Here is a 20,255-nt window from a genome sequence, read left to right as displayed (position 1 = left end):
TAAAGGTAAAAAAAAATAACATGATGAATAAGGGATTATTTATTGAAAATCCCACTCATTTAACTGTTATACTGCTTTTTTCCAGGTATTAAATCTCAAAAGAACTTTGAAAATATTCTTGAAAGGTTTCCTGTAAAGATGAATATGTATTAGGGTCCCCACAAACATGAGAATAGCTAATTCCACATGCCAAAAGGTTATGGATTGATTTAATGCAGTCCTAATACCCATATTTATTAGTAATACCAGTATTACCCCGGTAATTCCAGTTCCCAGGTATCCTGCAGTCAGGAGTAAGTTCCAAATTCTCCGGTGGGTACCCTGTTTTAAGATGCCCTTACTGAAAAGGTAATGGGTAAACAGATAGGCCAGAACCAGGAGAATGCTCACTGGAAAAAGGAAGTAATTTACATGATCTCCTTGAACACTGCCTGTGTCCAGACCAGTTCCGGGATCAGTTGCTGGGCTGGCGTTGGTGTTTGCATCAGGACTGGAATTTCCAGAATATGTATCGGCAGCATTACTAGATTGGCCATTAGTTGAAGTTGATGATGGAGAGCTACCAGTGCTTGTTGAAGAACTGGTATCCCCAGAACTTGAAGAGGAAGCTGTTTCGGTGTTTACATTGCTACTGGTAACTGACGCTGATAAATCACATATTCCATCTCCACCAGAATCCGTGAAGCGTGAACAATGCCCAGGATAAGCACAGGTACGTCCATAGGGACAGCCAGCAGCGCAGACTGTGGACATGGTAGCAGCCGCAACCCAAGGAACTGATGAAATGACAGTGATCAGTTTTTTCTTCAGTTTCATTGGCTTGACCTCCTTTTAGCTGGGATAAACAGGGCCCTTGAAGACTTCCAGTAAGTATGCAAATGGAAAATTGTTACCAGAGCTAAAGTTAATCCCAGTTCCACATGCCAATAGAGTAAATCCGGACTTATTGGGATTGAAACCCCTAATTCAAGTAAGATAATCAAAATGAAACCTGCTCCTCCAGAGACAATGAAAGCCACCAGAATAATCAGGTTCCATACATTAATGTGAATTGCTTTTTTTATTAAATTTACCTTGTACAGGCTGTACGTGAATAAATAACCCATTATAAAAGGTAATGTGGGTATAATCATGTCATAAATCATGAAAAATCCTCTATTTTTTTAATTCTCAATTAATTTTTTTACAAAATATTCTGTTGGCATCTTCTTTTGGGTAAATACTTTTCAACAGAAAATGTCTAAATTCTCTAATTTTTTGATTTGAAAATTAGCATCCATACGAACAGTACGTATTTTAAGACTTTATTTTAGCTCTGTTACTAAATTAAGGATTTATTTAAAAATACTTATTCCAAGTTTACACCCAAATCTTTACCATATCAATAGATTTTTAGAATAAACCCTATTAAATGAAAATAGATAAATTTAAGAAATCAGAAAGGGAATTAAAAAAGTTAATAAAAAGAAGTTAATGATAAAAAAAATGAAGGAACGGGTAATAAATGAAGATTCCCGGATGTAAGATTATCCAGATTCATTCATAATACCCCATTTTAACTTATTCTCTGGTTACTCCAATGAGTACAGAAAGGGCAAAAAATTCTATTACATTTAAGAAGAAAATTGGGCTACCCATTCCTGGACCTTTGAAACCTTCATTTAGTATTAAAAATCCGGTGAATAGTGCATTTTGTAGGAGGAGTAACATGGCAAATGCAACTAGGCCAAAGGTGAATTGAGATTTGAATTTCCGGTAACTGCCTATGTACATGTACAGTAAAATCAGTAAAAGACATATATTGGCAATTCCCAGCACAACATCAATGGTAATGAGTTGAGAGTTATCAAAGTTTATCGGTCCCATCCCAGTACCATTTCCCCCACCCGTTTCGGTTCCATTTCCTCCATGATATCCAGGCCCTTTGGGCACTTCAGGTCCTCCTACTTGCATCACATCACCTCTATACTGATTTAAAGGATAATAATCCCATTGTTTTCCATAATGATTTAATTATCTACTTAATTTTTTAGGTTTTCATTTTACTCAGAATGTCTAAGAAGGTAGAATAATTTTCTTCCATACGATTTGATAAAAAGTACATTGCCCCATATTTTTTCTCACCGGTGGAGTTAAAAATAATATCATGTTCTTCCAAGACTTTCATATGATGTTTAATGGTTTTATAATCAAGATCAAGTTCTTTAGAAAGTTGATTGACATTATATGGCCTATCATGCAGGGTTTTGATTATTCTGGCTCTGTTGACCCCCCCTTTACTACCAGCAATCAAATACCATAAAACTCTTTTCATGACAATCACTAAATCCAAAAGATCAAACTTGGATAAATCAGATATGATCCTAGTTCCTAAAATAGTTTATTTTCTTAAAATTGTTTAGTTAATTTAAATAGATTTATTCTTAATATAATCCATGATTTTTTAGCCAAAATAATATTTATAAAAAAATTAAGGTGTTGGAATGTGGTTCCTGCGTTATAAGTTGGAATTATAAACACCAAAACCATATTCCACTTTATAGTATTGTTTATGATTTATTTCATCTGTAATTTCCTTCTTTGTCCCAGTATACAGGGTCCTCCCTGTTTACCACCCAATGGTGTATGTGGTGTTCCCATTGAATTCATACATCTGGCCATCACTGCTGATCCTAGGGCAAGGGCATCAGAAACAAATATAACATTTTCAAAGTAGTCCTTGGCAAATTCCAGTACCAGTTCTGGTTTGCGTCCGGTGATTCCTGCCCTGCCAGTGACCCCCAGGAGTGACCCTTCCTGGATAACCCCTTCATCATCAGCCTCAACAATTAACCGTTTAACCACGTTGGCACTTACATGGTCCAGTGTGGCAAACAGGGTGTGCATGTCAGTTGTTTCAATAATTTCATGACCCAGTTTGGTGAGTTCTGGTATTTCATCCCCATCTTTACCCACATCACAACCAATAAGGGTGGTTCCAGCATCGTAGGCAGCATGAGGATCCACTGGGACTGTTCCGAAACGTTCCCTGCCTTCTGGAACTTTTCGTATGTCCACGTGTTCATGGGCACGCATAGCAAACTCTTCAGCGGCTTTCCAATCTGCCTTTTTGAGTATATCCTTATTGTACAGGTCTAAAGCAGCACCGCCACGTTTATCTACCTTTTCAGTTCCCCTTATAATGGCATCGGATATGGCCCCTGCCAGACCACAGAAGTTTCCAACAGTTTTAGCATAGGGTTCGTCATTGTTAACTATTCTACCAGCCAGTGTGGTCCCAAAATCCATTGAGATACAGGGATTACGATAATCTAGATCCGTCCACTTGGAACCTGCTTTTATACCTGCAGTTACCAGTTCTCCTTCCATTTCATTAGCTACCACTGCCCTACCTGTGGGTGGTACTACACTTACCACTGCACCGTCAAACATGACCTTGTCCAGGAGGGTAAAGTCCTGTAATTTTTTAGGTAAACTGTCCTTGGATATGGAAGGGGACATTTTACTTGGAGGTATACCTGCCTCCAGGCAACCATTGGCCAGAGCAATTATGAGTTCTCCCACCTCTTTTGGTGAGGCAAACCCTGCAGTAACCCCTGTTGAACGTACAACAAAATCAAGGTCGTCTTCGATGCTTATCTGGGAACGTTCCACAGATTCTAAAATGGTGTCCTTAACCATTTCAGAAACTGATTCCTGAGTTAATTCAACATGCCATACTGTTTCTCCAAAGACTTTTTCCCCCTTTTTGGGGGGTCTGATGTCCCTGGTCATTTTAACAGTCTTATCCAGTAGATAGGTACGACTGGTGTTGAGGTTGGTGGCAGTGAGGATGCATTTGGTGGTGGTGTTTCCCAGTTCCACCGATGCCACAATGTAATAAACATCCGGGCGCATGAGGGTACCGTATCCCTGTCCTCTGGTTTTCTTGGTAAACGGCGCCATTTTAGCTTCTTCAATGGTAATGTACCTGCTTTTTGCAATAACTGGCTTTGGGCCTAAACCTAATAGTTTTTTGATAAATGACAACTTAATACCCCCAATTTAATAATATTAATACAAGTTAAGTTTATCGAAAATGAATATAAACATTGTGAATTGATTGTTAAAACAAACTTTTTATAGTAATAAAATAGGTGAGTCTAAAAATCTGCTCAGTAATGGAAGGATTGAAAGTGAACTTTACTAAATGAGAATAGCAATTAAAAGAGTAAAAAAATGTGAAAAGGAGAAGGATAATAAAGAATCTCTCCTCATTAAATTGGTTTAGGATCTTTTTTAACTGGTTCTCACCAGGAGTACTGTACAGGGAGCCGAGTGCACCACTTTTTCTGAAACACTACCCAGCAGGCGTTTGTCCACAATATTTTTACCGGTTCCCAAGACTATCAGGTCAACACCTTCATCTTCGGCAACCTTTACAATTTCATCAGCAGGGCTGCCCTCACGCATTATTCCTCTGAATTTAACCATGTAATGTGTTGGTGATTGGAATTCCTGTTTCATACTATCCAGAATTTCTTTACCCTTAGCCGTTAACTCGGTAACCATCATTTCCTTAACTTTTTTTGGTGTTAAAAATGGTACAGAAGTTTCCACAACGTATATACCTATTACTTCGGTTTCTCGTTCCTGAATAATGTCTAAAGTATGCTCAATTATGGGATCCATGTATTCGCCCATGGTGGCTACCAGTATTTTTTCGTACATTTTATCACCTATTAAGCCAGTATGAATATTCTGATTAGGGCATAAGCAATGTAAGTTATCATTAATACTATGCCGCCCCATCTATTTAATTTACCTTTACCCATCTTTATAAGAACCATTAACAGAACTGTTACAAAGATCATGACCGGTGCATCAAAGGTTAATGAAATTCTATCCACCGGGACATTCAACAGCAAGGCAGGAACTCCAATTCCAATAAGAATATTGAAGGTGTTACTTCCAAGTACAGTACCCAGTGAAAGATCGTGGAGTCCTTTCATGGCCGAGCTTAAGGTTACCACCAGTTCAGGTATACTGGTACCAACAGCCAGGACAAATAGCCCCATTACCATATCAGATATACCAAACATACTGCCCAGTTCATCAGCACTGTAGACCAGGAGTCTGCAACCAATAATTAATCCTGCTATACCACCAAGGACATACAGGTATGTTTTTTTAGTAACATTCTTCCCAACCTTCTCTTCAGATTTTTCCTCAATGGATTCTTCTAAGTTATTGTTTTCTTTAAGTTGTTTTTCTTGGTATTCATCCTGATGATTAGTTTCATCACTGTGTTTCTTCTGTGCTTTAATTAAAATCCATAAGTAGAAACAGTACGCAACAATCATCACTACCGCTGCAGGCCAACTTATATCCCCAAATAACATGAAAAACAGAAGAATTAAACCAGTGATAAGAGTCATCAGCCAATCCCGATGTAATCCTGATTTATTTGTTTGAATCATTCCAGCTACAGCAGCAGATATTCCTAAAATACCAGCTATGTTCCAGATGTTTGAACCAATTACAGTTCCTACACCTAAATCAGTACTGCCAGTTAATGATGCAACTACTGCTGATCCAAACTCAGGAAGAGATGTACCAATGGCAGAAGCAGTTACTCCCAAAATGATTTGGGATATACCCAAAGCTCCCCCTATCTCTACTATATTGTCCACAAAAATATCAGCTGATTTTATTACTATAACTAAAGCAATTATTAAAACTCCTATAAGTGCAATTACCATTAACAAGATATCACCGGCATAAGGTTTCCGCTTTCCATTATTTATAATTTTGTAATTGAATTTTGTATTAGATTACACATAAACAAATATATGAATACTTTATCCAATAAGCGCCTGAGATATATAAAAGTTTTTATTATTTTAATTTCTTTGAAAATATTTCAAGTAATCTTCATTTTTAAAATAATCTTATTTAAGATAAAATTAGCTGAATTCTAATAGTAAAATATGATTTCTTGTTAAAAATAAAAAAAATAGAAAGTTATAGGCGCAGTACGCCTATATCAGTTTGTTTATTGGGTGTTCTTCGATTGGTTCGGTTCCTATGTCTTTAGCTGCTTCAGCAATGAAGATGTCAGCCATAGCACAGGCAGGGAAAGCCATTCGAGCGTTTTCGATTGGGCCGAAAAGTACGAAGTCTCCACCAGCCATTTGCTGGACTATGTTGGAACCTACGTCACAAACAGGCCATGCTTCAGAATGTCCCATTCCACCTTTTTCCACTGGTTTTTTGTAAGTTCGTAGCCAGTCCCATGCAGATGGCACGTTGTGAATACCACTACCTACAGGGTATCCCCATTTGCTTTTAACAGCAAAAGAAGTTCGGCAGGCAGGTCCTGCACCCTGACCTAATGGAGTAATTGCTACATCCATAAATGGTTTGGTGATTCCACACTCTTCAGACATTTCCAGTAGACCTTTGTCCAGAACACTTCCACCATCTTCCCAGATGTTGATTTTACCTTCTACACCTGCTTCCATGGGGTTGAATCCCAGAACGATGGATGCAGAGATATCAGTGTCAGCAACAGCTTGCAGTTCATCAGCTTCAGAAGACATGTTGATGGAGTTGTAGATGGCTCTTTCTGATAAACCAGTTTCATCCACAAATTTTGCACCCTGAACTTTAGCTTCTGCTGAAGTTGAGTCAATCATGAATGGTGCATCGGTGACTTCTCCCACAAATTCCAGGTATTTAACAATTGCTTCTGGTGTTGCACCGAAAGTCTGGACAATACATGGGTTTCCAGTGATGTCCTGCATTTCTTCCATAGTTTTTATTCTTTCTTCTGCTGCGTCTTTATCAAAGACACCTGCTTTCTCATCGCTTATGATGTTGTGTCCACCATAAAATATGGTTCCAGCTAAAACGGTGGGGTACTCGCCTGGCTGTCCACCAACTTTGACACCAGCTACATCTATAACCACTTGTTCCTTGTCAAACCTTATCATAAGTAAACCTCCTTGAATTAGACTCCTCCAAAGGTGGATAGGATCGCTCCTACTTTCACTACTTTGAATGCCACGAACAGGATTATTAGTCCTATTATTATTCCGTATAAAATACCAATATCCCTGCCAACTTGATGACCAACTCTCTGGTTGATTTCACCCCAGGTGAATTCAACCTTTTCATCCATCTCGTCTAATCTTTCATTAGCTTTGTTGTATTCATCTGCAGGGACAATAACGCGAGGTATAACATTTTTTTCTTCATCTGCCATTTATTATGCCCCCGTACTGGTCATTAATACCCATACTACTGGGAGACCCACTAGGAGAACTGCCAATAGGAAACCCAGTGCCATACCATAAATTCTGGTGGCTATGAGTCCTGAGAACAGCCTCTGATCTCTTCCAATTAGTTGGGTTCGATATTTTACATCTGCTGCTACTTTTTTTATGCCTCGAACATTAGGTTTGTTTGATATTAACATCTATAAACCCCCATTATTTCAAGAGCAGTATGGTTCCAATGGTCAGGATGAAGACTAGGCCTATCATTATTCCCTGAACTTTACCGGCATACATTCCTGCGGCCATCCTGTTTAGACCACCGACGGATTTCACCTGGGTCTGGATGTTACGCATTCGTGCTTCAATTAAAGCAGTTTCTGGAGCGACTGGTGGTACTTCTTCACCTTCTTCTTCATCGCCGTCACCTTCTTCTACCTTAATAACCATTGCTTCTTCTTCAAAAGCTCCTGGATCTTTGTCAATACATTCTTTGACTTTGGACTGTATGGTAGCAGCGTCCTCTACGTCAATTATGCTTACAATTTCCAGTTGCTGTTGGAATCTTTCGATTCCTTCATCTGGTATATTTTCTACGAAAGGAATGGCCCCGGTTGCACCGACTATCTTCCTCTTTTCAGGGTCTACACCGTTAGCATGGAGAGCTTCAATACTCTGACCAGTGATGTGTCCCTGCACTTCTGATCCAGTTAAGATCAAAAAGCGTATGTTAGGGTTTGAGATGATGTTTGCAACAACCTTTTCAATCCCTAGGTTTTCAGTTTTGCAGGGTCCGGATATTGCTGCACCGGCATCAACTGCTATCTGTTCAATGTGGGAAGCCAGTGTTGTGGCTGCAACAGGACTTTCTGGGTCTCCTACTACGTAGTCCCCGTTTATTACAGGCCATCCTTCTGCTGGTGATTTCTTTTCAGCCAACTTTAACACCTCCTATAACAATAGGGCCAGCAGTAGTACAAGTCCGACTATAAATCCATAAACCATGTTGGTTAAAGTACCGGCCATCATGTATGTTCCTTCCCTTCCAGGGTAGGAACCTTCTGATGTGGTAGTTGGATCTAGGGCTGTGTATAAGTCTTCTACTGCAACCTCTAATTCGTTTAATTGTTCGTTTACTCCATCCATGGATACGATGACAACATCACGGCCTAAAGCCGCACCGATCATACCAGTGGTGGGATCCAGAGTTAGGTTCATTTCAGGAACTACTTTGATGAGTGGTAACATTTCCATTTTTATTCCTCCTAGTGTTCCTCCTCTTTAGGCCACATTCCAGACCATGCCACAGATGCTGCATCTTCTTTGGATGCCTGCATGAACATTCTCATGCATATGAACCAGGCTAAAGCTCCGATGATGGCAATAACCCACCATGCTTTAGAAGTACCTATTCCTAACAGGCCTACAAGGGCCATGGATATGAAACCTGTGGCTCCTGCCAGTTTTAAGGTTCGAGCTCTGTCTTCCTGTGGTCCTAAACATGCGTTGAATGGGTGCTGAATAGCCATTGTATTTAAGATAAAGAGTAATCCAATGAAACCAGTGACAACCACTGATTTTAATATTGGAGCCATTGCGTAACTTCCGGCAATTGCTGCTGAGAATCCGAGGACGGATATGGCAGCTGCACCAGTAAGTTCCATGGTACCAGTTACCAGAACTGGTATTTTCATTCCTACTATCTTTTTAGCTATTAAGGCAATTACTCCGCCTAAAATAACAGCCAGAACTACTCCCAGTAATGGGGCTATTATGGTGTAAGCTGAGCCCAGCATGATACCTCCGGCAATCCCAGCTAGGGCACCTATGATACCCACAGATAGTGACATGTATCCTATGGAAGGCACACCAGTACCTAAACCGTAGCTAGCTACTCGGGCAATAGCGTCAGCACCCCATACTATAGCACAAACAGCACCTAATGCTGCAAGTAAGGGCCCAAGTACAGGGTTAATTGGTGTTAAATAAATACCTACTAGTCCACCTATTATTCCAATACCAGCGGTCATTTTTGGGTCAACGGAAGATTCACCACCGCCACCTCCTGCTACTGACATTAGAACACACCTCCTTTAAGTAATAATACTCCAATGAGTCCAGTTACTAAGGATGCTAAAAGACAGGCCACGATTCCTTTAGGAATTCTTTTGAATTTTGGGTCGTGGAATCCTTCGATTGTTCCTCCAATGTTGTAAGACGCAACTACTGCGTTTATGAAGAACAGACCTAAAGCAAATATTCCTGCTACCATTGCTGCGGCAATGGATGTGTTTCCGGCTACTAATGGAGCATATGCAGGTAAGGTTACCAGTGATTCATAGACTGCCCAGTAAGCAAGTCCACCACCAATTCCACCTAGTAGTCCTCCGATTATTCCACTAACGAAACATACGGTTGGTATTCCGTGTCCTTCTGTACCTGGAGTTACGTATTTTTCTTGATTATATTTGGTTATTGGGTCGGTATCTACTTTTGCTGATGCGGGTACAGTTCCTACACCCCATACGTATACCCAGTTACCTACCAGCATGGTGATACCTATCATTAGCATGGAACCAACTGCACCTGATGCCAGAATGAGCCAGAGTGGCTGTCCGGTCATGGCAGCTGCGGTAATTAGTCCAGTCATTCCTGAACCTGCTGCTAACATAGCAGTACCTGTTCCCACACCTGTTGCTGTTGCTATAGCTGCTGGAGCACCACCCACTGGTATGAAGTGTACACCTCCACCAATGAGGATTCCTGCTGCAGTTACAGCACCGATCATTAATAATGGGTCCATCATAAAACCTCCTTATTCCTTGTATGGTCCGTATTTGTTTCTGGCAAATACTTCGATTCGGTTGTTGATGTATATTAAGAGTAAGACTATTACGATACCGGCAATTACTCCTCCAGCAGCTCCGAATACTATTGTGGTCCAGAAGCTTAAGAATACTATGAGTCCAAAGGCAAATCCTGTAACAGGTCCACCGAATTTGGCACAGAAGTAAACTACATCTATGGAGTTCCTGGCACCGAGTTCTGCATTTCTGGTTATGTCACCGTGAATTGCGACTGGGATACCTCCACCGAATGGGTACTGTTGGTATTCCCTTTCAGCACCATAGTGAACATCTCCTGTTGATGAACCTATGGCACCGATGGTTATTCCCCACAATACTGCTAAGAATGGCAGTGCAAATGGGTGGGCGAAGCCTGGTAAGCTTAAAGTCATCAGGTATGATAATCCTACTATACAAAAGGTTACTATAAATCCGTGACCAGTTATTGGTCCTAAGTGCTGGGTTATTACATCCAGGAATAATGGTTGATTAAATTGGGATTGGCTTACGATCCTTCCTAAATGAGATGTTGTGGCGAATGCGGCGTGAACCAAAGCTGCTATGGCTGCTCCTCCAGCTATTGACATTATAACTGGTAGTTGCAGTGATCCCATCAGAACAAAAGCTACAGAACCGGCAATACCTGCTAAGGTACCCATCTGTACTGGTTCACCAGATATGGCCTTGTTCATCATTCTGTGAAGGTTGCCCATCTGGGGTGCCAGTTGTACCTGAGAGTTAGGGTTACTCATGGATCCGACATCGGACTCTAAATCCTCTGCGGCACCAGCAATGGTTGCAGCAGCACCCATTAGAGCAACAACACCTAATCCTGCGATCATACTCGTAGGGTCCATATTTTACTCCTCCTTTTTTTTAAATAAATAAAAAATAGGTGTTAAAACACCTATTTATTTGGCTGGGGAAATTAGAGCTCTTTCTCCGGCAGGTTCGAATTCTCTTAGTGCACCTTTAGCAAACTCTGCTCTGACCTGAGTAAAGTCAAAGGTCAGGTTAGGGTCAGCAAAGGCTATTTTTACCAGTGGGTTCAGGACGAATGCGTCTCCACGGGCAGCGTGTGCAGCCTGTGAAATACCAGCGTATTCTCCCTGGTGACCCACGTTCATGGCGTAGTTGGGGTAGTTAGCTCCTCTCAGTTCAGTTGGTAATCCTTCGTCGTTCCTAATTGAGAACACGTTGGATGCACCACACTGGTCCTGCAGGTCGTAACCATAGAAACCAAGTCTGCTGTGCTGTTCTTTGTGTAAGTACATGGATAAGTACCATCCACTTAGACCGGTCTGAGCATTAGCAGTGGCGAATGCAGTTGAACATCCTGCTGCGGCTGCAACAATGGATGCTCTCTGAGATCCACCAAAGATGGTTTCCAGTAATGCTGGGTAGTCTTCGAACTGTTCTAGAGCGTAGAATGTAACTTCGGAAGCTACATCAAGGACGGTGTCCATGTTGTTAGGTGCTTCGCACATTCCGTATTTATCTTCCACGTATTCTTTACCGAAGTAGGTAAAGTCATCTAGAATATCGTCAGTGTATGCTGCGGTAGCGTACTGAGTGAATCCTACACCACCGGACATGTAGGAACCTAGCCAAATCTGGTCGTATAGCATAGCTCCGGAAGCCACCACGTCCAGGGTAACCCGTACAGGGTCTTCCCAGTTAACACGTGAGGACTGACAGATGTCTGCTAGGTAACCGAAGGCGATTCCTCCAGGTTCGTTTTCCCCTCGAGCTCTTCTTACAGGCAGGTAAGTACCCATGTGTATAACTTCTGCGTGTTTAGCTGCGTATGCGAAGTCACCGGTAGCGGCTTCTCCTGCAGCCTGTTTGTATGCAGAAATCATTGACATACCCACTTGCATTGCAGACCATCGTGAGGTGGTACCACCATCACAGGTACGGGATACAATGGTTGGTATCCGTACAATAGTCCACATTCCGTCCCCTACTTCTGCTTTGAGGACATCAGCTTGGTGTTCTGGGAACTCTTTGTTGATGTTAAGGACGTATCTCTGGTCGATTTCATCAGCAATTTCGTCGTTACCAGTGAACACTTTAACGTAACTGTCGGCAGTTAGTAGAGGGTGGGTTTCCACCATGTGTTCCTGAACAACTGCTGCACCAGGCATAGCGTGGTTTACAGTTTCCAGGTAGTGGGTTATGGTTTCAGGGGTTACTTCTTTACCTAACCTTTTTTCTATAACAGTGTGTGCTGTGTTTAATCCCACAACAACAGTTCTTCGAATATCATCCCAGAACTGCTGCATGGCGGCATTGTTTACGAAGTGTAGGTCGTCACCTTCAACAAAGGTGTCAGTTGTAGAAACCTGGTAGGGCATTAAAACCCTCTGTCCTAAAGGAGTACCCACATCAGGGTCGTACTGAGGAATTCCACGTTTAGCTGCTACTTCTTTACCAGCTTCCACGAATTCCCTTTTCCTTTCAGACTGTTTCCATCCTCCGAATTTGAAGTATTCGGTGGTTTTGTCACTAGGGTCTTCTTTGAAGGCCTTTTTCAAAGCGTTTATGAACATTTTTTCAGCCATTTTTCCAACTCCTTATTCAGGTTTGTACCCACCTTTAGATCGGCTCACGTGTATTCTGTGCAGTATTTCAACTGCGTCAGCGTCGTCTCGGTAAGCTTCACCATCTTTACGGTAGATAGTGGTTTTTTCCTTGAGAGTGGCTTCATCTAATGGTTCTCCTAAGTCCACTGGTTCGTCGAGTTCGTCACCAATCTGGTTTTTAACTGCGTCTACTTTTCCAGTGGATTTGTTGAAGACTAGACGTCGTAACATGTCAAACATCATACCGTCTTCGTCAAGTCTCAGGGAGTGTCCGTGTACAGATTTTCCTCTGATACCGGATCGGGCTGGGTCAAAGAATTCAGTTTCCAGAAGTTCCTTGGATACTTTTTCCAAGTCTCTTTCACGGGTTTCGATAATTTGACGTCCTGATAGGGTACCGGCGTCGGCTCCTCTGTATCTACATAGGTAAGCCCTTGACCTTAAGAATGGCTGGGCTGGAGCAAAGTACATGGAGTCTGTAAACTGTATGTATCGTACTCGGTCACCGGCTTTTGCACCGTCTAATGGTTCAACCATTTCACGGATGGCGTCGTCAGGTTCATCCATCTCTTCTAGAGGTGGGTGTACGCTGGGGTATTCTTCACCAGGAGCTCTGTGACCTAATATTTTAACTATATCTTCGTCGGAGATCTCCCTCAATTTTTCTAGTCCTATTTCTGGGTCGCAGAATTTTCTCCGGTTTTCTGCTACCTTACTGGTTCCTGGGTAGTATTGTGCCATATTCATGCACCTCCTAATGCTAATCTCACCTTTCTAATAATTTCATCCAATTTCTCTTGGGGACAGGTTTCTCCTCTTATAACTCCGCTGATTATATCCACGATTTCACCTTTAGTTTTAGGTTCTTCGGGCATAACTGCTCTGGTTTTTACACCGATCTTAGCGAAATCCTCAAAGTCCACGGGGTATTCGCATATGACAATACATGGCCGATTTACGTGACGTAAAATCAGGCGGGCCTTGTATACAATATGATGTCGAACCCCTCCCAGGTGCACTACCACAAGTTTAAATCTTCCTATCTGCTCTTTCTCCTTGGGAGTCAGACCAAAAAGGCTTCCTGAACCTGCACTGGGTGCGTCCTGAGGTACTCCTGCACCTGCGTTTAAAACCAGTGTACTGGTCAAAATATTTGCTTCTCGCAGGGCAAAGGTTATTTCGCATACTGGTTTAGTTATGTGTCTCCTTCCTGGAGACATTGCTATGGCCAGTACTTCATTTCCACATTCTGCAAATGTCCCTCGTTGGGCTATTCCGCCTCCTTCGCCCATTCCCATTGTTTCTCTACAATCGACTACGTGGGTGCATTTGCCTATCATTTTTAATCCTTCTTCCTGATAATAGTGGCTCTTTCACTGAGCTGTGCATTTTGATCAGTCAAACCTACCAGTTCTTCGGGTATTTCATCAGTTGCTTCTCCATATTTTAAGCCGTCAGTGACGGTTTTTTGCTTCCTGATAAAAGTTCCAACATGTATGTTGTACCCAAAAGGTAAATTGTCTTCACAAATAGCTTTAACTTGTTCAATGACGTCTTCTTCCTCAATTTCCATAAATACTCGCCCTGTTTTTACCTGTAAGTCAACTTCTTCACCTAGAATAGTGATGACTCTTCGGTCCGGGTTTTTTTTATCTTGAGGAAGTCTTTGACCCTGTATTACCATTCGTTTTACGCCGTCCAGTTCTTCCAAGTTGTTTAACAACTTTTCAGTAGTGTCTGCGCTTAAAAGTCTGTGTGGAAAGATTTCGATGTCCATTTAGTTATTTACCCCCAATTTGGATTTCCTTTTTAGACTTGGTTTTTAATCTCCGCTGCTGCTTCGTTCACGTATTTCAGTGGTTCTCGGAACGCGTCGACTTGACTGAACACTTCTTTGATTAGTCCGGAGGTTGATTCAGGTGAGAACAACTGTGTACCTGCGTCTAAAGCCATGGCTGCTGCCACACATGGTATGGCGAAACCTTTACTGTGTCGAGTCACGATGTGGTTACCATTAAAGATACCAGGACCTCCACCACCGTATATAGAGTGGCTGAAGAAGGAGAATCCTACTGCTACACCTTCAGCTCGACCGAAGTCTACGCTTGGTAATCCAGTTTCGAATTCCAGAATGTCGTTGTAGTATAGAATGGTTGATGAAACACCTTGCGCAGCACGTGCAGCACCTTGGTTTACCATGGTGGCTGCTAATTGTCCTGCAGCGGCGTATGCGTTCCACTTAGCTACGTCATCGGTTCCGTAGACACTGAAACCATTCAGGTCTTTTTCTACACCGATAACACCATCAGCTTTTGCCCTTCCAATCATGGATTCTATGACTGATCCAACAGTACCTTCGGCACCGTTTTCTTTTACCAGGTCAAACACCACATTATCGGCGTTCATTCCTTGGTAAGCCAGTCCTAATAAGTGCATCCTTTCAAATGCTCCTACTGCATCACCCATTTCAAACATAGCTGATTGTTCCAGAAGACTGGATAAAGCTGATGCTTGCATGGTGTTTTTCAGGGTTGTTGCTACCACGTGGTTAACCATGATGTTACGCAGGGCGTAACCTGGGCCTTCCAGTTTCTGTGGTATATCTAGCATGGTTGCTAAGTTTCCACCCATATATTCTACTGACTGTGGATATCTTCCCAGTATGGCTGCTTTAACCATGTTAGCGTCGTACATGTTGACGTCGCACACATCTATTATAGCCTGAATGAATGCATTGGCAGTTACCAGTGAGGTAGCTGAATATTCAGCGGCTGCATCAAACCGAGCGGTTGGAAGCTGGACTAATGCCCTTTTTCCTCCACCCAGTAGTTCGACTGTGGTGTTGTCGCCTTCTTCGACCTGTATCATTTCTTTTGCTTTAGCTGCAATAGCTTCAGCATTTCCCACTATGTCTAGATCCAGTTCCCGTCCCAGTATTTTACATGCTGGTCCACCGACTTTTGCGGCTTTCAAAGCATTTTCTGTACCTTCGAGGTTAACTGCTACAGTCCTTTTGATACCTTGTACAATCGCTTTGATTGCAGGGTTCCTTAATGGACTCAGGGCTTCTATGGGGACTTCTGCTTCGACAAGATTGCCTCTGTCGTCGTACAAGTCGACCTTATCTTCAAACTTTGCCATTTTTTCCCTCCTACAGATTCTTGCATACCAATTCCTTGCACCAAATCAAATTTAAACAGAAAATAATTCTGTTGAGTTGGGGTTCAAAGTTCCCATGGTACAATTTGATATACGAGTCTCCGTTTACTATTTGGTATGTATTAAACTTTCTTCTTGAATCAAATAGAAAGACTTATAAGTGACAATTTCGTAAACTTATCTCGGTGTATATAATGGTTCCAACATAACGTTGGAATTAGAAAATATCCAAAAATATCTTATTTTAACATATTATAACGTATAAAACGTTGATATTATGCAAATAATCGCAGATGTGGGTGGAATCCCTGGAAAAGACTGCAGAGGCTTCTGCAAATACTGTTATTTTAGGAAGGTTAAAGGAGAAGATCCTTTAGGATGCAAATCATGCCCTCCCGGTACTTTTGGTTGCGAGCAGTGCACTTCAGGAGTGAGAGAAACAAAAAACGAATTTATTCCCCCATTTATGGTTATTAACTCTGTTAAAACATCTTTAATGATGGGAAATTTTCGTGACGATGACCTTAAAATAAATATCAGTGGGGGAGGAGATGTGAGTTGTTATCCTCACCTCCTGGATATTACCTCTGCATTTTCCCAGTGGGAAATTCCGATCCACCTAGGTTACACCAGTGGAAAAGGTATTGACAAACCTCAAATGGCGGATGATCTCATATCCCAGGGAGTAGAAGAGGTTACATTCACTGTTTTTTCAACCAACCCCCAACTTCGGAAAACTTGGATGGGTGATAAAAATCCCCAGGCATCTCTTGATGCTTTAAAGAGATTTTCTGAAGGTTGTGAGGTACACGCAGCTGCAGTAATCGTTCCGGGTGTTAATGATGGGGAAGCATTGCGCCAGACATGTACTGATCTGGAAAAATGGGGTACCAAGGCATTCATCCTCATGAGATTTGCCAACTACCGCAACCAGGGACTCATACTGGGGAATGAACCCATAATAGAAGGGGTTGAACCACATAACTTGCAGGAGTTTGAAGAACTGGTGCGCAGCATAAATCAGGAATTCAACCTTAGAGTAACTGGTACACCAGTCTGTGATCCTGAAAATGACTCACCATTTGCCCTGACTCAGAAGAAAAACCTACATTACCTGGAAATATTGTCCACTGTAACCTCCGAAGCAACCATATTAACCAGTAAAATTGCTAAACCCTTCATTGAACGCGTTTTCAATGCCATTGGGGCTTCAGACCTGGTAAATGTGGTGGCTGCTAACCAGGATATTGCATGTCTGATTACCCAGCGAGATCTTGAGGATTTAGACCTGGCTGATGTGAAAGATACTGTGTTAATCCCGGGAAGGGCTTTTGTCCATGATAAAACAGCAACTGAAATCCTCAGTAGAGATGGTAACGAACGCATTGTTGCCCGAGGCCCGGATAAACTCAGTGTTGACGGGGAAATGAGTGGTACCTTGAGCCAGAATGATGTACTTAAAACAGAATTAATAGCATTTGAAGAGTTAATTGAAGCTATAAATTTCTTTGGGGTGCGTGTTAATTAAAAAATCATACCCTACACTTATATTTTATTAATTTAAGTTTAATTGAATGTATTCTTAGATTGAATGTATTCCTAGTTTTGTAGTGTTTATGAATCTTGATTGTGATATGATGACTAAAAATTTAAAAATAACCGTTTTAACGCCAGAATTCTACAGTTATGGGGCTCTTTTAATAGCAGGAATACTTAAAGAGCAGGGATACTCTGTTAAACTGCAAAAAGGTTTTGGGAAAGTAATTGATGACGATATTGTTTTCATAAGTCTTCAATCCACCATCCACCTAATAAAATATCAACAGGAAATATCATCAATAAATGCTTTTAAAATAGTGGGAGGTCCAGTAACTCTCACCCCTGAACTGATCCTGGAACATCTACAGGTGGATCTGGTGGTAGTTGGGGAAGGTGAGGATACTGTATATAATATATTAAAATTTTTAAAAACCAATCCCTCATACCAAATATCTGATTTTAAGGATATTCCCGGTGTTGCATTTAAAGCAGACAACCAGACTGTTATCACTGAAAAAAGCAATCCATGTTGTCTTAAAAGACCATTACCTTTTATTCCATCTGAAATAGCCCGTGAAAACATTAGGGGAGCTAATGTTTATCTGGAAACTCATCGTGGATGTCCTGGAAACTGTGGTTTCTGTGGAGTGCCCTGTTTATTCGGCAGAAAGGTGAGAAGTCGCCCACTTGAGGATATACTGACTGAAGTTAAATACATGTTGAGCAAGGGAGCTCAACGTATAGCCATAAGTGGAGGTACTGGCTCTCTTTACGGCAGTAAAAAGTTCAAAAGTGTGGATGAAGAATCTTTCGTTGAACTTTTACGTGAAATATCTAAACTTACAGGCCCTAGAAACCTTATAATACCTGATATTCGGGCGGATTTAATCAGTGACGAAATTATGGAAGCCGTGAAAAAGTACAGTAGAGGATGGGTATTTTTCGGAATCGAATCAGGTAGTGACCGTGTTCTTCGCCATATGAAAAAGGGAATAAGTGTGGATCAAGTCCATGAAGCTGTAGAGATGGCCCGTAAACATGGTGTGAAGATTGGAGGTTCATTCATAGTGGCATATCCCGGGGAAGAAGAGGAAGACTACCAGGATACCATAGATCTTGCTGATGAGTTAATGCTGGATGATTATTTCGTGAGCATCGCCGAACCAATCCCTGGAACCCAACTCGGAGATGAAATATCCAAATTATCTATGGAAGATAACTTACTATTTCAGGATAGCTTGAAATATAAAAGACATGGTTTGAGTATAGCTGAAGAGCGTGCCCTGGATTTTATGATGGATTCCTATATATTTAGAAGTTTTCCAACTGCAATGTCACAAAAACTCATGAAAGACCTTGAAAATGAAGTTAAATCCCAGGGAGAACATATTAAAAGTATTATTCCTCTACTGAAAAATCATTGATACTTAACTTAAAAAATATTTTATAAAACTTCACAAAACAAAATTATAAAGAAATAGAGATGTCTGGACAGACATATACGGTAGAGATATCTAGATTTGTGCTAGGGATTATCTAACTTCTACTGTAATAGTATAGACTTAATACGGAAATAATAGAACTCAAAGAATGAGGAAGTATAGAACTCTAAGAATAAGGAAGTAAGAACTCAAAGGACAATATTCTTGGTATTTACCATGATCTCTTTGGTTGTACTACCCTCAGGACGGATACAATGAATAATCTCTCCAGAAAGTACATATCTGGGACCTTCACCCAGTTCTTCTCCTAAAAGCACATTCACCTTTTCTTTAACCAGAAATTCTGCAGTTTTTATTCCTTTCTTTTTTTCCAGATAATGGGCAGGATTATCCTTAATCTGGTAGTTTTTTATTTCACCATCATGAACCTCCCAGATAAGAAAGTAGGGCACTTTACCAAAGTGAGATGAGGGAACCGAGTTCAAACCATCCTTATTTTCAAGGGGAAGAGCAAACCGGATAAAATCTTTTTTAACAGGTTCCACTTGTACCAGTAATGTTTCCAGCTTTTCAACATCTTTTCGAACCATTTCATCCACTTTATCCGATATTTCATGAGCTTTTTCCACTGATAAATTTTTTTTAGTCTCCAGATGAAGTTCTCCAAACAGATATGGGCCAGAACTTCTCACTTTAACACCATTAACTCCTTCAACCCCCTCCACAGCTAAAGCAACACCTTTTATTTGCTGTATAAGCTTTGGATCAATTGATGCATCCATCAGTACCAGAACTGCATCTTTACCAATCTTCCAACCCATCCATAGAATAAGAAGAGCTACCATGAGTCCAGCAACACCCTGAAAGATCAAATAGCCCATATAAGATGTTAATACCCCTGTAAAAACCAGTAACGATGAAAAAACATCAATGAGACTGTGTTTAGCATCACTCATAAGTGCCGGGGATTTAATTTCATTCCCTATCTTATGTTCATAACGGGTTAAAAGGAGGGATGCAGCGACTGATACAACAGCGACTAAAATGGCAATTAAAGGTAACTTCAATGGTTGGGGATCAAATATTCCATTCAATGACTGTAATGCTATTTCCAGGCCACCGAAAAGAATAATCACCGCCACTATAAGAGAAGCCATTGTTTCTGTTTTATAGTACCCGTATGGAAATTTTTCATCCGGTTTTTTCTGGGAAAGCTTTAAACCAATGTAAACAGCCAAAGAAGCGAATATATCAGAAAATGAATGAATTGAATCTGCAATAAGGGCTACACTTCCAGACATTAACCCAAAAAATCCTTTAATAATACTCAGGCAAAGGTTAGTTAAAGTGGAATACTTTGCTGCCCTTTGCCCTTTTATTAACCTGTCCTTTTTTAACTGGTTTTTATCTGTTATGTCCATTTTTAGT

The 20,255-nt window shown here is 41.1% G+C and carries 23 protein-coding genes; 2 read left to right on the top strand and 21 right to left on the bottom strand.

Going from position 1 to position 20,255, the window contains the following annotated elements; all coding sequences use genetic code 11:
- Positions 1–66 precede the first annotated feature (66 nt).
- The 20 genes from A994_RS09510 to mcrB form a co-directional block, all read right to left on the bottom strand.
- Positions 67–816: a hypothetical protein gene (locus A994_RS09510; RefSeq protein WP_004031300.1), complete on the bottom strand. Its 750-nt coding sequence runs from the start codon at positions 814–816 to the stop codon at positions 67–69.
- Positions 813–1,145, bottom strand: a complete 333-nt coding sequence (locus tag A994_RS09505; protein ID WP_004031299.1) for a hypothetical protein — start codon at positions 1,143–1,145, stop codon at positions 813–815. Before A994_RS09505 ends, A994_RS09510 begins: the two co-directional genes overlap by 4 nt.
- Positions 1,146–1,560: 415 nt before the next feature.
- The gene (locus tag A994_RS09500) at positions 1,561–1,953 is read right to left on the bottom strand and encodes a hypothetical protein (RefSeq protein WP_004031298.1); all 393 of its coding nucleotides are present in this window, start codon (positions 1,951–1,953) and stop codon (positions 1,561–1,563) included.
- A gap of 76 nt (positions 1,954–2,029) precedes the next feature.
- Positions 2,030–2,314 (bottom strand): ArsR/SmtB family transcription factor, encoded by a 285-nt coding sequence (locus A994_RS09495; protein ID WP_004031297.1) that lies wholly within the window; start codon positions 2,312–2,314, stop codon positions 2,030–2,032.
- Positions 2,315–2,556: 242 nt separating this feature from the next.
- Positions 2,557–4,029 carry a methanogenesis marker 14 protein gene (locus A994_RS09490; protein WP_004031295.1) on the bottom strand — a complete coding sequence of 491 codons (1,473 nt, stop codon included), beginning with the start codon at positions 4,027–4,029 and terminating at the stop codon, positions 2,557–2,559.
- 249 nt (positions 4,030–4,278) lie between these two features.
- A complete protein-coding gene (locus A994_RS09485; protein WP_004031294.1) occupies positions 4,279–4,710 on the bottom strand; it encodes a universal stress protein in 432 nt (143 codons plus the stop codon).
- Between the two features lie 11 nt (positions 4,711–4,721).
- On the bottom strand, positions 4,722–5,741 hold the full coding sequence (locus tag A994_RS09480) for a calcium/sodium antiporter (RefSeq protein ID WP_004031293.1): 1,020 nt from the start codon (positions 5,739–5,741) through the stop codon (positions 4,722–4,724).
- 279 nt (positions 5,742–6,020) lie between these two features.
- Entirely contained in the window at positions 6,021–6,974 is a 954-nt protein-coding gene (gene mtrH, locus A994_RS09475; RefSeq protein WP_004031291.1) for a tetrahydromethanopterin S-methyltransferase subunit H, read from the bottom strand.
- A gap of 17 nt (positions 6,975–6,991) precedes the next feature.
- A complete protein-coding gene (mtrG, locus tag A994_RS09470) occupies positions 6,992–7,246 on the bottom strand; it encodes a tetrahydromethanopterin S-methyltransferase subunit MtrG (RefSeq protein WP_004031290.1) in 255 nt (84 codons plus the stop codon).
- A gap of 3 nt (positions 7,247–7,249) precedes the next feature.
- Complete coding sequence (gene mtrF, locus A994_RS09465; protein WP_004031288.1) at positions 7,250–7,459, bottom strand: tetrahydromethanopterin S-methyltransferase subunit F; 210 nt, start codon at positions 7,457–7,459, stop codon at positions 7,250–7,252.
- 13 nt (positions 7,460–7,472) lie between these two features.
- Positions 7,473–8,195, bottom strand: coding sequence for a tetrahydromethanopterin S-methyltransferase subunit A (gene mtrA, locus A994_RS09460; RefSeq protein WP_004031286.1), 723 nt, complete (start codon positions 8,193–8,195; stop codon positions 7,473–7,475).
- A gap of 12 nt (positions 8,196–8,207) precedes the next feature.
- On the bottom strand, positions 8,208–8,510 hold the full coding sequence (locus tag A994_RS09455; RefSeq protein WP_004031285.1) for a tetrahydromethanopterin S-methyltransferase subunit B: 303 nt from the start codon (positions 8,508–8,510) through the stop codon (positions 8,208–8,210).
- A gap of 11 nt (positions 8,511–8,521) precedes the next feature.
- Positions 8,522–9,334, bottom strand: coding sequence for a tetrahydromethanopterin S-methyltransferase subunit MtrC (gene mtrC / locus A994_RS09450; protein WP_004031284.1), 813 nt, complete (start codon positions 9,332–9,334; stop codon positions 8,522–8,524).
- Entirely contained in the window at positions 9,334–10,059 is a 726-nt protein-coding gene (mtrD, locus tag A994_RS09445) for a tetrahydromethanopterin S-methyltransferase subunit D (protein ID WP_004031280.1), read from the bottom strand. Before mtrD ends, mtrC begins: the two co-directional genes overlap by 1 nt.
- 12 nt (positions 10,060–10,071) lie before the next feature.
- Entirely contained in the window at positions 10,072–10,959 is an 888-nt protein-coding gene (mtrE, locus tag A994_RS09440) for a tetrahydromethanopterin S-methyltransferase subunit E (protein ID WP_004031278.1), read from the bottom strand.
- Between the two features lie 54 nt (positions 10,960–11,013).
- The gene (gene mcrA / locus A994_RS09435) at positions 11,014–12,666 is read right to left on the bottom strand and encodes a coenzyme-B sulfoethylthiotransferase subunit alpha (protein WP_004031277.1); all 1,653 of its coding nucleotides are present in this window, start codon (positions 12,664–12,666) and stop codon (positions 11,014–11,016) included.
- 12 nt (positions 12,667–12,678) lie between these two features.
- Positions 12,679–13,428 (bottom strand): coenzyme-B sulfoethylthiotransferase subunit gamma, encoded by a 750-nt coding sequence (mcrG, locus tag A994_RS09430; RefSeq protein WP_004031276.1) that lies wholly within the window; start codon positions 13,426–13,428, stop codon positions 12,679–12,681.
- Between the two features lie 2 nt (positions 13,429–13,430).
- Positions 13,431–14,027, bottom strand: a complete 597-nt coding sequence (gene mcrC, locus A994_RS09425) for a methyl-coenzyme M reductase I operon protein C (RefSeq protein ID WP_048204189.1) — start codon at positions 14,025–14,027, stop codon at positions 13,431–13,433.
- Between the two features lie 2 nt (positions 14,028–14,029).
- Complete coding sequence (mcrD, locus tag A994_RS09420; protein WP_004031274.1) at positions 14,030–14,464, bottom strand: methyl-coenzyme M reductase operon protein D; 435 nt, start codon at positions 14,462–14,464, stop codon at positions 14,030–14,032.
- A gap of 32 nt (positions 14,465–14,496) precedes the next feature.
- Positions 14,497–15,828 (bottom strand): coenzyme-B sulfoethylthiotransferase subunit beta, encoded by a 1,332-nt coding sequence (mcrB, locus tag A994_RS09415; RefSeq protein ID WP_004031273.1) that lies wholly within the window; start codon positions 15,826–15,828, stop codon positions 14,497–14,499.
- 295 nt (positions 15,829–16,123) lie between these two features.
- On the opposite strand from mcrB, the gene mmp10 reads away from it, so the two are divergent.
- Complete coding sequence (gene mmp10 / locus A994_RS09410; RefSeq protein WP_004031272.1) at positions 16,124–17,374, top strand: methyl coenzyme M reductase-arginine methyltransferase Mmp10; 1,251 nt, start codon at positions 16,124–16,126, stop codon at positions 17,372–17,374.
- An 88-nt stretch (positions 17,375–17,462) separates the two neighbouring features.
- A complete protein-coding gene (locus tag A994_RS09405; protein ID WP_237739725.1) occupies positions 17,463–18,809 on the top strand; it encodes a methyl-coenzyme M reductase glutamine C-methyltransferase in 1,347 nt (448 codons plus the stop codon).
- A 206-nt stretch (positions 18,810–19,015) separates the two neighbouring features.
- Here the strand turns inward: A994_RS09405 and A994_RS09400 are convergent, their stop codons facing one another.
- The gene (locus A994_RS09400; protein ID WP_004031270.1) at positions 19,016–20,248 is read right to left on the bottom strand and encodes a cation diffusion facilitator family transporter; all 1,233 of its coding nucleotides are present in this window, start codon (positions 20,246–20,248) and stop codon (positions 19,016–19,018) included.
- Positions 20,249–20,255 lie beyond the last annotated feature (7 nt).

Origin of the sequence: Methanobacterium formicicum DSM 3637 (assembly GCF_000302455.1) — an archaeon.
Taxonomy (GTDB): Archaea; Methanobacteriota; Methanobacteria; order Methanobacteriales; family Methanobacteriaceae; genus Methanobacterium; species Methanobacterium formicicum_A.
This window is presented reverse-complemented; position numbering and strand designations above follow the sequence as displayed.

Coding starts and splice junctions, on each gene's coding strand:
- A994_RS09510 (WP_004031300.1), bottom strand. CDS start 816: ATGAAACTGAAGAAAAAACTGATCACTGTCATTTCATCAGTTCCTTGG.
- mtrG (WP_004031290.1), bottom strand. CDS start 7,246: ATGGCAGATGAAGAAAAAAATGTTATACCTCGCGTTATTGTCCCTGCA.
- mtrD (WP_004031280.1), bottom strand. CDS start 10,059: ATGGACCCATTATTAATGATCGGTGCTGTAACTGCAGCAGGAATCCTC.
- mtrH (WP_004031291.1), bottom strand. CDS start 6,974: ATGATAAGGTTTGACAAGGAACAAGTGGTTATAGATGTAGCTGGTGTC.
- mcrB (WP_004031273.1), bottom strand. CDS start 15,828: ATGGCAAAGTTTGAAGATAAGGTCGACTTGTACGACGACAGAGGCAAT.
- A994_RS09405 (WP_237739725.1), top strand. CDS start 17,463: ATGAATCTTGATTGTGATATGATGACTAAAAATTTAAAAATAACCGTT.
- mmp10 (WP_004031272.1), top strand. CDS start 16,124: ATGCAAATAATCGCAGATGTGGGTGGAATCCCTGGAAAAGACTGCAGA.
- A994_RS09505 (WP_004031299.1), bottom strand. CDS start 1,145: ATGATTTATGACATGATTATACCCACATTACCTTTTATAATGGGTTAT.
- mcrC (WP_048204189.1), bottom strand. CDS start 14,027: ATGATAGGCAAATGCACCCACGTAGTCGATTGTAGAGAAACAATGGGA.
- A994_RS09500 (WP_004031298.1), bottom strand. CDS start 1,953: ATGCAAGTAGGAGGACCTGAAGTGCCCAAAGGGCCTGGATATCATGGA.
- A994_RS09455 (WP_004031285.1), bottom strand. CDS start 8,510: ATGGAAATGTTACCACTCATCAAAGTAGTTCCTGAAATGAACCTAACT.
- A994_RS09495 (WP_004031297.1), bottom strand. CDS start 2,314: ATGAAAAGAGTTTTATGGTATTTGATTGCTGGTAGTAAAGGGGGGGTC.
- mcrA (WP_004031277.1), bottom strand. CDS start 12,666: ATGGCTGAAAAAATGTTCATAAACGCTTTGAAAAAGGCCTTCAAAGAA.
- mcrD (WP_004031274.1), bottom strand. CDS start 14,464: ATGGACATCGAAATCTTTCCACACAGACTTTTAAGCGCAGACACTACT.
- mtrF (WP_004031288.1), bottom strand. CDS start 7,459: ATGTTAATATCAAACAAACCTAATGTTCGAGGCATAAAAAAAGTAGCA.
- mcrG (WP_004031276.1), bottom strand. CDS start 13,428: ATGGCACAATACTACCCAGGAACCAGTAAGGTAGCAGAAAACCGGAGA.
- mtrC (WP_004031284.1), bottom strand. CDS start 9,334: ATGTCAGTAGCAGGAGGTGGCGGTGGTGAATCTTCCGTTGACCCAAAA.
- A994_RS09480 (WP_004031293.1), bottom strand. CDS start 5,741: ATGGTAATTGCACTTATAGGAGTTTTAATAATTGCTTTAGTTATAGTA.
- A994_RS09400 (WP_004031270.1), bottom strand. CDS start 20,248: ATGGACATAACAGATAAAAACCAGTTAAAAAAGGACAGGTTAATAAAA.
- mtrE (WP_004031278.1), bottom strand. CDS start 10,959: ATGGACCCTACGAGTATGATCGCAGGATTAGGTGTTGTTGCTCTAATG.
- A994_RS09485 (WP_004031294.1), bottom strand. CDS start 4,710: ATGTACGAAAAAATACTGGTAGCCACCATGGGCGAATACATGGATCCC.